General features: G+C 73.7%; 7 protein-coding genes. 4 read left to right on the top strand and 3 right to left on the bottom strand.

The window, feature by feature from the left end:
• Nucleotides 1–79: 79 nt before the first annotated feature.
• From gatC to ACLQ20_RS27735, 4 genes are all read left to right on the top strand, one after another.
• Nucleotides 80–385 carry an Asp-tRNA(Asn)/Glu-tRNA(Gln) amidotransferase subunit GatC gene (gene gatC / locus ACLQ20_RS27750; protein ID WP_151456241.1) on the top strand — a complete coding sequence of 102 codons (306 nt, stop codon included), beginning with the start codon at nt 80–82 and terminating at the stop codon, nt 383–385.
• Nucleotides 382–1857, top strand: a complete 1476-nt coding sequence (gatA, locus tag ACLQ20_RS27745; RefSeq protein WP_151456242.1) for an Asp-tRNA(Asn)/Glu-tRNA(Gln) amidotransferase subunit GatA — start codon at nt 382–384, stop codon at nt 1855–1857. Before gatC ends, gatA begins: the two co-directional genes overlap by 4 nt.
• Nucleotides 1858–1870: 13 nt before the next feature.
• Nucleotides 1871–3364 (top strand): Asp-tRNA(Asn)/Glu-tRNA(Gln) amidotransferase subunit GatB, encoded by a 1494-nt coding sequence (gene gatB / locus ACLQ20_RS27740; protein WP_151456243.1) that lies wholly within the window; start codon nt 1871–1873, stop codon nt 3362–3364.
• Between the two features lie 165 nt (nt 3365–3529).
• Nucleotides 3530–5887, top strand: a complete 2358-nt coding sequence (locus ACLQ20_RS27735) for a transketolase-like TK C-terminal-containing protein (protein WP_151456244.1) — start codon at nt 3530–3532, stop codon at nt 5885–5887.
• Nucleotides 5888–6615: 728 nt separating this feature from the next.
• Here ACLQ20_RS27735 and ACLQ20_RS27730 read toward each other — a convergent pair.
• From ACLQ20_RS27730 to ACLQ20_RS27720, 3 genes are all read right to left on the bottom strand, one after another.
• Complete coding sequence (locus ACLQ20_RS27730) at nt 6616–8187, bottom strand: metallophosphoesterase (protein ID WP_425858048.1); 1572 nt, start codon at nt 8185–8187, stop codon at nt 6616–6618.
• 57 nt (nt 8188–8244) lie between these two features.
• The gene (locus tag ACLQ20_RS27725; protein WP_327030721.1) at nt 8245–9420 is read right to left on the bottom strand and encodes a PQQ-dependent sugar dehydrogenase; all 1176 of its coding nucleotides are present in this window, start codon (nt 9418–9420) and stop codon (nt 8245–8247) included.
• A 67-nt stretch (nt 9421–9487) separates the two neighbouring features.
• Nucleotides 9488–11302, bottom strand: coding sequence for a SpoIIE family protein phosphatase (locus tag ACLQ20_RS27720; protein WP_425858047.1), 1815 nt, complete (start codon nt 11300–11302; stop codon nt 9488–9490).
• Nucleotides 11303–11447: the final 145 nt, after the last annotated feature.

Below are 11447 nucleotides of genomic sequence, written 5' to 3'. Positions count from 1 at the left end.
CGGTCACCGCGCGTCACGCATCTCGGCCGCGCGGCCGACACCCGGTCCGACCCGCAGCACCGTCACGAAGGGGGCACCGATGGCCGCCATCTCCCGCGAGGAGGTCGCGCACCTGGCGCGACTGTCGCGGCTAGCCGTCTCGGAGGAGGAGCTGGACACCTTCGCCGGCCAGCTCGACGTGATCCTCCAGGCGGTCGCGCAGGTCGGCGAGGTCACCGCGGCGGACATCCCGCCGACGTCGCACTCGGTGCCGCTGACCAACGTCCTGCGCGACGACGTCGTGGTGCCCGGGTTGACCCCGCAGGAGGCGCTGTCGGGTGCGCCCGACGCCGAGGAGCAGCGGTTCCGCGTACCGCGGATCCTGGACGAGGATGTGGCGTCATGAGCGATCTGATCAGACTGACCGCGACGGAGATCGCCGGGCTCGTCGCCGCCGGTGAGGCCTCCGCCGTCGAGGTGACCCGGGCGCACCTGGACCGGATCGCCGCCGTCGACGACCGGGTGAACGCGTTCCTGCACGTCGACTCCGAGGGCGCGCTCGCCGCCGCCGCCGAGGTCGACGCCCGCCGCGCCGCCGGCGAGGAGCTGGGCCCGCTGGCCGGCGTGCCGGTCGCCGTCAAGGACGTGCTGACCACCAAGGGCGTGCCGACCACCGTCGGGTCGAAGATCCTGGAGGGCTGGCGCCCGCCGTACGACTCGACGATCGTGCAGCGGCTGCGCGCCGCCGGCACGGTGATGCTCGGCAAGACCAACATGGACGAGTTCGCGATGGGCTCCTCCACGGAATACTCGGCGTACGGGCCGACGCACAACCCGTGGGACCTGAGCCGCATCCCGGGCGGCTCGGGCGGCGGCAGCTCCGCGGCGCTGGCCGCGTACGAGGCGCCGCTGGCGATCGGCTCCGACACCGGCGGCTCGATCCGCCAGCCCGGCGCGGTCACCGGCACCGTCGGCGCGAAGCCCACCTACGGCGGCACCTCCCGCTACGGCCTGGTGGCGTTCTCGTCCTCCCTGGACACCCCCGGCCCCTGCGCCCGTACGGTGCTGGACGCCGCGCTGCTGCACGAGGTGATCGGCGGGCACGACCCGCGCGACTCCACCTCGATCCCGCAGCCCGTGCCGGACGTGGTGGCCGCCGCCAGGCTCGGCGCGACCGGCGACCTGACGGGCGTGAAGCTCGGCATCGTCACCGAGTTCGCCGCCGAGGGCGCCGAGCCGGGCGTGCTGGCGGCGTTCCGCGAGTCGGTCGACGCGCTGGCCAAGCTGGGCGCCGAGATCGTCGAGGTGTCCTGCCCCCACTTCCGCTACGCGCTGCCGGCGTACTACCTGATCGCCCCGAGCGAGGCCTCCTCCAACCTGGCCCGGTTCGACGGCGTCCGCTTCGGCCTGCGGGTCGGCGACGACGGCAACCGGTCGCTGGAGGAGGTCATGTCGCTGACCCGGGAGGCCGGCTTCGGCGCCGAGGTCAAGCGCCGCATCATGATCGGCACGTACGCGCTCTCGTCGGGCTACTACGACGCCTACTACGGGCAGGCGCAGAAGGTCCGCACCCTCATCACGCGGGACTTCACCGCGGCGTTCGAGCGGGTCGACGCGCTGATCTCGCCGACCACCCCGTTCGTGGCGTTCCCGCTCGGGGCGCGCACCGCCGACCCGTACCAGATGTACCTGGCCGACCTGTTCACGATCCCGACGAACCTGTACGGCGGGCCGGGCATCTCGGTGCCGTGCGGGCTCTCCGACGGGCTGCCGGTCGGTTTCCAGATCATGGCCCCGACGATGGCCGACGACCGCATGTACCGGGTCGCCGCCGCGCTTGAGAGCGCCGTCGGCACCTTCACCCCACCGGCACTGTGAGGCAGGAGCTCAGATGACGACGACACTGCCCGCGTACGACGAGGTCGTCGCGCGCTACGAACCGGTGATCGGCCTGGAGACCCACGTCGAGCTGGGCACGAACACCAAGATGTTCTGCGGCTGCCCGACGGACTTCGGTGGCGAGCCGAACACCCGGGTCTGCCCGGTCTGCCTGGGCCTGCCCGGCTCCCTGCCGGTCGCCAACCGGGCCGCCATCGAGGCGACCATCCGGATCGGCCTGGCGCTGAACTGCTCGATCGCCGAGTGGTGCCGCTTCGCCCGGAAGAACTACTTCTACCCGGACATGCCGAAGGACTTCCAGATCAGCCAGTACGACGAGCCGCTGTGCTTCGAGGGCTACCTGGACGTCGAGGTCAACGGCGAGCTGGTGCGCATCGGCATCGAGCGGGTGCACCTGGAGGAGGACACCGGCAAGACGCTGCACGTCGGCGGCGCCACCGGTCGCATCCACGGCGCCACCGAGTCGCTGGTCGACTACAACCGGGCCGGCATCCCGCTGGTGGAGATCGTCACCAAGCCGGTCCCCGGCACCGGTGCGCTCGCCCCCGAGGTGGCCCGCGCGTACGTCACCGAGCTGCGCGACGTGCTCCGCTCGCTGGGCGTCTCCGACGTGCGGATGGAGGAGGGGTCGCTGCGCTGCGACGTGAACACCTCCCTCAACCTGCCCGGCGAGGAGTGGGGCACCCGCACGGAGACCAAGAACGTCAACTCGCTGCGGTCGGTCGAGCGGGCGGTCCGCTCGGAGATCATCCGGCAGGCGTCCGTGCTCGACGCGGGCGGCCGGATCACCCAGGAGACCCGGCACTTCCACGAGGACACGGGCGACACCACGCCGGGCCGGTCCAAGGAGACCGCGACCGACTACCGGTACTTCCCGGAGCCCGACCTGGTGCCGCTGGCGCCGGACACCGCCTGGGTCGCCGAGCTGAAGGCCGCCCTGCCCGAGCTGCCCCGGCTGCACCGCCGGCGGCTCCAGGAGCAGTGGGGCCTCTCCGACGCGGACATGCAGTCGGTGCTCAACGCCGGTGCCGTCGAGCTGATCGAGGCCACGGTCGCCGCGGGCGCCACCCCGGCCGCCGCCCGCAAGTGGTGGCTGGGCGAGCTGTCCCGGCGGGCCAACGAGACCGGCGTGGAGCTGGCCGACATCGGGGCCACCCCGGCGCAGGTCGCCGAGCTCCAGGGCCTGGTCGACGCCGGCAAGCTCAACGACAAGCTGGCCCGTACCGTGCTGGAGGGCGTGGTGGCCGGCGAGGGCTCGCCGACGCAGATCATGACCAACCGGGGCCTGGAGGTCGTCTCCGACACGGGCGCGCTCACCGCCGCCGTGGACGAGGCGATCGCCGCCAACCCCGACATCGCCGACAAGATCCGCAGCGGCAAGGTCGCCGCGGCGGGAGCCCTGGTCGGCGCGGTCATGAAGACCACCCGTGGCCAGGCCGACGCCAAGACCGTCCGCGAGCTGATCCTGGAGCGCCTCTCCGCCTGACCTGAAAGGAAGGGCACCTTCCTGACGTTTTCCGTATAGGAAGGTGCCCTTCCCTACACCTGAGCCGCCGCGTGCGTCCGTCGTGCGCGGCGGCTGTGCACGCCGCGCAGCCCGCCCGCCCCCGACCGGCCGTCAACGGTGACTGCCGGACCCCTGGAGTCGACCGTGAACCGTACCGACCTCGACGTCCTCGACGAGATCCAGCAGCGGGTGCTCTGGCTCGCGACCCGGATCGTGGACGCGGCCAACCACGACCGGGACACCGGCGACGGGGTGAAGGTCGGCGGGCACCAGGCGTCCAGCGCCTCGCTGGTCACCGCCATGACGGCGCTGTGGTTCGCGCACCTGGACGCCGAGGACCGGGTGGCGGTCAAGCCGCACGCCTCGCCGGTCTTCCACGCCATCCAGTACCTGCTGGGCAACCTCGACCGCTCCTACCTGACGAGGCTGCGCGCCCGGGGCGGGCTCCAGTCGTACCCGTCGCGGACGAAGGACCCGGACGAGGTCGACTTCTCCACCGGCTCCGTCGGGCTCGGCGCGGCGGCGCCGCTCTTCGCCGCCGCGACCCGGCGCTACGTCGACGCGCACTTCGGCGCCCGCCCGCACTCCCGGTTCGTCGCGCTGATCGGCGACGCCGAGCTGGACGAGGGCAACATCTGGGAGGCCGTCGCCGACCCGGCCACCACCGGCCTGGGCAACGTGACGTGGCTGGTCGACTTCAACCGGCAGTCGCTGGACCGGGTGGTGCCCGGGGTGCGGATCAACCAGTGGCGGGGTCAGTTCGAGGCTGCCGGCTGGCACGTGGTGGAGGTCAAGTACGGCCGTCGGCTCGCCGAGGCGTACGCCCGGCCGGGCGGCGAGGCGCTGCGCGACTGGATCGACGCGATGCCCAACGAGCAGTACCAGTCGCTGTTCGGGCTCACCGGTGCGGCGCTGCGCAAGCAGTTCCTCGACGGCGCACCCGACGGCATCGAGGCGTTCATCGCCGACGTCGGCGACGACGAGCTGGGGCCGCTCGTCACCGACCTGGGCGGGCACGACATGGCGGCGATGCTCGACGCGTACGCCCAGTGCGACGCGGTCACCGACCGGCCCAGCGTGGTCTTCGCGTACACCGTGAAGGGTTGGGGTCTGCCGATCGCCGGCAATCCGCGCAACCACTCGGCGCTGCTCACCGCCGAGCAGGTCGACGCGCTGCGCGCCGCGCACGGGCTGACGCGCGAGACCGAGTGGGACCGCCTGGACCCGGCGTCGGAGGCCGGCATCCGGGCCGGCGCGCGCCGGGAGGCGCTGTCCCGCGCGCCCCGCGAGCGGGCGCTGGGCGTCACCGTCCCGGAAACGACGCGGGTACGCGCGAACAAGCCGATCTCGACGCAGGAGGTCTTCGGCCGGGTGCTGGTCGAGCTGGCCCGCAACCCGGAGGTGGGCCGCTACCTGGTCACCACCGCGCCGGACGTGGCGACCTCCACCAACCTGGCCGGGTTCATCAACAAGACCGGCGTCTTCGCCCCGACCGAGCAGCGCTCCTGGACCGAGGACCGGATGCTGCGCTGGACGGAGAGCCCCGCCGGGCAGCACATCGAGCTGGGCATCTCGGAGATGAACCTGTTCCTGCTGCTCGGGCAGCTCGGCCTGTCGTGGGACCTGTCGGCGCAACCGCTGCTGCCGGTCGGCACGGTCTACGACCCGTTCGTGCTGCGCGGCCTGGACGCGTTCCTCTACGGCACCTACTCCGGCTCCCGGTTCGTGGTCGCCGGCACCCCGTCGGGCATCACGCTCGCCCCGGAGGGCGGCGCCCACCAGTCGACCATCACCGCCTCGGTGGGCCTGGAGCTGCCCGGGGTGACGTTCCTCGAACCCGCGTACGCGGCCACCCTGGACTGGCTGCTCTGCGACGCGCTGGGCCAGATCGCCGGCGGGGCCGCCCCGTCGGCGACCGCCGCTCCGGCCGAGGACGGGGCGTACTACTTCCGGCTCAGCACCCGCCCGATCGACCAGGCGCCCTTCGAGGCGGCGCGGGCCCGGCTCGGCGACGCGGTGCTGCGCCGGCAGGCGGTCGCCGGGGCGTACCGGCTGGTGGACGCCCACGAGGCGTACCCGCACCTGGCCGACGCCCCGGTGGTGCAGCTCGCCGCCTCCGGCGCGGTGCTGCCCGAGGTGCTCGCCGCGGCGGCGGAACTGGCCGAGGAGGGCATCGCCGCGCACGTCGTCGACGTCACCTCGCTGGACCGGCTCTACCGGGCCTGGCAGCGCACCCTGCGCCAGGGCGTGCGCACGGCCACCGTGCCGAGCGTGCCGGGCGCGCTGCGTTCGGCGTTCGCCGACCGGGTGCCGGTGGTGACGGTGCACGACGCCGCTTCGCACGCCATGGCCTGGCTCGGCTCGGCGCTCGCCGCCCCGGCGGTGCCGCTGGGCGTGGACGAGTTCGGCCAGTCCGGCAGCGTCCACGAGCTGTACGACCTGCACGATCTGCTGCCCGGCAGCATCGTCAACGCCGCCCTCGCGGCCCTGTCCCTGCGCTGACCCTGCGCTGACCCGCAGGAGCCTGTCGCGGCCCGTCATCCCGCCGCGCGGGCGGGCGCGGTTGCGGGTGGACGGCGGCGGCTGGGCGGGCCTGCGGCGTGGGTGCAGGAGGGCGGCCGGGACCCGGTCCCCAGCCTTGTGCTGCGAGACGCTCGAGCCATCGCCGAGCAGCGTCAAGGCCTCCTACGGTCATCCGGCGCAGGGCCAGCCGACGATCGCGGGGCTGATTACCGACAGTAATTTAGGCCCTGTGTGACGGGGTGTGACGGCAAGCGAGAGGTGCGGCAGTGCCGCTTGCGCCCTTTGCTCTGCAGCCGCGGATGCACCATGCCTCTGACCAGCTACGGCGCAAAACGCGCCCGGCGAATGCCGACAGCGGATCGTTGCTGTCAGTCACTGGTGCATCCGTGGCTGCAGAGCAAAGCGTCCGAGGGCGTGGTCGGCACCGAACGAGGTCGCTTACTGAAGGTGACGGCCGCAGGTGGCGGACGGCGGCGCGGTGACGGCCGCAGGTGGCGGACGGCGGCGTGGTGACGGCCAGGAACGACCGCTCGATGCCGTCGATGGCCAGCATCACGACCGCGGCCACCTCGGCGTGCGCGACGACTCGGGGACCAAGGCCGGGCGATCAGGGGCAGGGCAGGGCAGGGCAGTCGGAGGCGCGGCGGTCAGGCGGGGCGCGATCACACGCGCGGCGTTCGGGGCGTGCCGGGTCGACGCGGCGGCGATCAGCGGGTCGGGGTGGGGGTGGCGGGGACGGGAGCACCGGCCTTCGGGTCCTCCACGACGTGCCGCTCCAGGTTCACCTGCGCCTGCCCCGTGCCGCCGACGGTGATGTCGTCGTACGCCTGGAGCAGCTTGTCCTTGTCGAAGTAGAGCACCGTCATCGACAACGGGGTGGGCTTCTCGCCCTCCAGGCCGCGCAGGCCGGCACCGCCCGTGGACCCCTGCACCATCAGCTGGGTGGGTTCCTTCCCGGGCACCTCGGGCAGCTTCGAGACCTGCCGGTCGTGGGTGTGCCCGGCGAGCACCAGCGGGCACGCGCCCGACAGGGGACCGGCGGAGGCCGGGTCGTGCACCAGCGCGATGTTCACCGGGCGCGGCGAGCTGCCTACCGTGGCCGCGAGCTGGTCGCCGACGCCGATGAGCTGGTCCGCGGTCTGCTGGGTGAGACCGCTGCCCGCCGGCGAGGTGTTCTTGTCGGGGGTGAAGCGCGGGTCGCCGATGCCGGCGATGGTCAGCCCCGCGACCGTGGTGGTCGTGTTGCTCAGCACGATCGCGTTCGGCTGGCGGGCCACGGCCGCCGCGGTCCGCCCCGAGTCGTGGTTGCCCCGGATGTAGACGTACGGCTTCCTGAGCAGGCCGATCGAGCCGACGTACGAGGCCTCCGGCTCGGAGCCCCAGTCGGTGATGTCCCCGGTGTCGATCACCACGTCGATGCCGAACTGCTCGACGACGGTGCGGATGAGCTGCCAGCCGGTCGGGTTGAGGTGCATGTCGGAGACGTGCAGTACGCGGGTCGTGCCGGGGGCGGGCTCGTAGACCGGCAGCGACGACACGGTGGTGTAGAGCTGGCTGACGTTGCCGACGATGCGCTGGAGCTGCTCGGCGTACCGGGTGTAGTCGTTCGCGATCCGTCGGGCGTCACCGACGATCGCGGGGGCGTTGACCAGCAGCCCCTCGTAGCGCGGCTCCTCGATCGACTCCGGCCGGATGGTGGCCGCGGCGGTGCCGAGGCTGCTGGCGGTGATCACCAGCGCCAGCCCGCCCGCCCAGGCCGCCCGGCGGGTGTCGCGGAAGAGCAGCAGCGCCAGCAGCAGGGTGACCAGCACCGCCGAGGCGAGCGTCCGCAGGCCGAGGCGCAGCACGCCCTCGCGGACGTCGTCGACGGCCGACTGGCTGGCCCGGTTGATGCTCGCCGGATCGTCGAGCAGCGCCTCCGTGCGGCTCTGGTCCAGCGCGCCCAGCTCCACCGTCAGGTGGGTCGGCCCGTCGTGGCTGTCGAGCAGCAGTGCGCCCAGCGGCGGGATGTCGACGGTGGTGCCGCCGCCCAGCGCCGGCGCGACCGTGAGGTCGGCCTGGAACGGGCCGATGTCCGTGCTGACGCGGCCACCGGCGAGCACGCCGATCACCACGCCGACCAGGGCTACGACGAGGACCGCCAGGGTCCACCCGGTCGCGCGGAGGGCGCGCCGGCCGGTCCGGTCGGCGCCACCCCGCCGGAGCGGGCGCGGGGCAGGACCGGTCGCCGGGGCGTCCTCGCCCCGGTTCGCGTGCTGTTCGTTCTCCTGGCCGTCCATGGTGAGATTCTGACCTGCCCACTGAAGGATCTTGGGAAACCCGGACGAGCCGGTGCGTCAGCTCCGGCCGGCCCCGCCGCCCGCGAAGACCAGCCGCAGCAGCCGGTCGTCCTCGGGTTGCGGCTGGCCCCGCCCGTCGTGGTTGGAGGTGCTCACCCAGATCGAGCCGTCGGGAGCGGCGGCCACGGCACGCAGCCGCCCGAAGCGGTCGGTCAGCAGCTCGCGCGGCTGGCCGAGCACGGTGCCGGTGTCGGTCAGCTCGACCAGCCAGAGTCGCTTGCCGCGCAGGCACGCGGTGACGAGCAGCCGGTCCACGGCGGTGAGCCCGGAGCAGGACGCGTCCGACGTCGGCCACTGGGCGATGGGGTTGACGAAGCGCTTGTCGTCGCCGCGCCCCTCGACCGTCGGCCACCCGTAGTTGCGCCCCTTGGTGACCTGGTTGATCTCGTCCCAGGTGTTCTGGCCGAACTCCACGGCGTACATCCGCTTGCCGGCGTCCCAGGCGATGCCCTGGACGTTGCGGTGGCCCAGCGACCACACGGGGGAGTTCGGGAACGGGTTGCCGGGCGCCGGCTTGCCGTCCTTCGTGATCCGCAGGATCTTGCCGCCGAGGCGCTTGACGTCCTGCGCCTGCGGCCGGTCGCCGGCGTCGCCGGTGCTCGCGTAGAGCAGGCCGTCCGGGCCGAAGGCCAGGCCGCCACCGTTGTGGATGCCGGCCTTGGGGATGCCGGTGAGGATCGGGGCCGGCGTGCCGCCCAGCTCCAGCCGGGCGATCCGGTTGTCCCGCTCGGTCGTGTAGTAGACGAAGACCGACTTGTCGCGCTGGTAGTCGGGCGAGACGGCGATGCCCATCAGCCCGCCCTCGCCGGACGCCGCCACGTCTGCGATGGTCTGCACCGGGGTGACCTTCAGCCCGTCGGGCCCCGACTCGGGGCCGACCCGCAGGATCCGGCCGCTGTCGCGCTCGGTGACCAGCGCGGCGCCGTCGGGCAGGAAGGCGATCGCCCACGGCACCCGCAGGCCCTTGGCCAGCACGGTGGTGACGACCTCCTGGCCGGCGCCGCCGGGGCTCGCCGTCGCCGACGGCGTCGGGAAGGTCGGCGGCTCACCGGCCGGGTCGGGCTCCGGCTCGCCGAGGCTGCAACCGGCGGTCGCCAGCAGCAGCGTCGCGCACGAGGCCGCCAGGGCCGTCCGGAGACGGCGGGTGCGGGGGTACGGGGGACGGGCGCTCACCCGGCCCAGGGTAGCCCGCCGGAACGTCCCACCGGGGTCGACGGATCGGACCGACTCGGTGGGGCGGTCAGATCGCCCGGACGGCCAGCAGCGCGACGTCGTCCTCCCGGTGGGGCGCGGCGGTCAACAGCAGGTCGCAGAACTCGCCCAGCGGCAGCCGGTCCGTACCGCCCAGCCGGGCGACCAGCTCGGTCATCCCCTCGTCGATGGACCGGTCCCGCCGCTCGATGAGGCCGTCGGTGTAGAGCAGCAGGGTGTCCCCGGTGGCCAGGTGGGCGTGCCGGCTGGTCCGCCGCACCGGACGGTTCAGCCCGAGCAGCGGCTCCGGCGTCCCGGCGAGCACCTCCACCGTGCCGCCGGCCCGCACCACGAGCGGCGCGGGGTGGCCCGCGTTGCACCAGGTGACCCGCTGGCCGCCGGCGTCGTCGGCGCGCAGCCGCACCAGGGTCGCGGTGGCCGCGGCGGGGATGCGCAGCCCGCGAATCGTCTCGTCCAGGCGGCTCATCAGCTTGTCGACCGCGTCGGGCCGGCCGTACGCGTTGCCCCGGACGAGGTTGCGCAGCTGTCCCATGGTCGCGGCGGCCTCGATGTCGTGCCCGGCCACGTCGCCGATCGCCGCGATCAGCTCCCCGCCGGGCTGACGGAAGGCGTCGTACCAGTCGCCGCCGACCTCGACCCGGTCCGCCGCCGGCTGGTAGCGGGCGGCCAGTTCGAGGTCGTCGGTGACGGGCAGCCGCGGCAGCATGCTGTGTTGCAGGACGTGCGCGACGTGCCGCTGTTCGCCGTACATCCGGCTGTTGCCGATCGCCTGTCCGGCCCGGCGGCCGACGTCCTCGGCGATGAGCAGGTCGCTGTCGTCGAAGTGCCGCCGTTGGGGCCCGTTGATCAGGGTGATGCAGCCGAGCACCCGTCCGGCGTCGGTGATCGGCACGCTGAGGTGCGACGAGAAGCCGAGGCGGGCGGCGATCTCCGGCATCTCCGGCCCGATCGTGCCCCGCCGCACGTCGGCGAGGGTGGCGGCGCTGCCCAGCACGGGCCGCCCGGTACGCAGCACCGCCCGGGTGATCGAGTCGGGGCTCAGCCCCGTGCGCATCAGCTCGGCGAAGCGGGCGACGTCGGGGGCGCGGGCCGGGTCGCGGTGCGCGGCGGTCACGTCGCGCGGCGCCCCGTCGGGCCCGACCAGGGTCACCAGCGACCAGTCGGCCAGCAGCGGCACCATCGTGTCGCGCAGGTGGCGCAGCGCGGTGGCCACGTCGAGCGTCCCGGCCAGGGTTCCCGCCAGCCCGGCCAGCAGCTCCAGCCGCCCGTTGGCCTCCTCCGCGCGCCGCCGGGCCTGCTCGGCGCCCTCCAGGGCGATCCGCAGCCGCAGCTCGGAGGAGCAGGCGGCGGCCAGGTCGGCGAGCGTCCGCAACTGCTCGGCGGTCCAGTCGCGCGGCTTGTCGTCGATCGCGCAGAGCGACCCGAGGACGTGTCCCTCCAGGTCGGTCAGCGGCATCCCGGCGTACGCCACCACGCCCAGCTCGGGCACGGCGAGGTTGTCCCGCAGGGCGGGGTGGAGCCGGGCGTCCGGCAGCACCATCGGGGTGCCGAGGTCGACGACGTGCTGGCAGAACGAGTGGCTCAGCGGGGTCTGCCGCCGGGCGGCCCACGGCCGGGCCAGGCCCACCTCGCCGGGGAAGAACTGACGTTCGGCGTCGACCAGGGAGACCAGCGCGACCGGCACGTCGAGCAGGTCCCCGACCAGCCGGGCGAACCGGTCGAACGCCTCGTCGGGGGCGGCGGTCAGCCGGGTCTCGGCGAGGGAACGCAGCCGGTCGGGATCGCGGAGCGCCGGGATCGGGTCGGCCCGCTCCGGGGTGTCGTCGCGGGAGCCGTCGGTCATTGACCCACCTGTCCGTGCCGGATGGAGGCCGACCGGCACTCCGGTCCTCCCTTATACCCCCTCCGGACCAGAATCGACGCGGTCGCCGGAGCGTCGCCCTGATCACCTCAGCCGCGTCGGGCGGGCCCGTCCGGGTGCCGGGGGC

It is taken from the genome of Micromonospora sp. DT46, assembly GCF_049841735.1.
Classification (GTDB): Bacteria; Actinomycetota; Actinomycetes; order Mycobacteriales; family Micromonosporaceae; genus Micromonospora; species Micromonospora reichwaldensis.
This window is presented reverse-complemented; position numbering and strand designations above follow the sequence as displayed.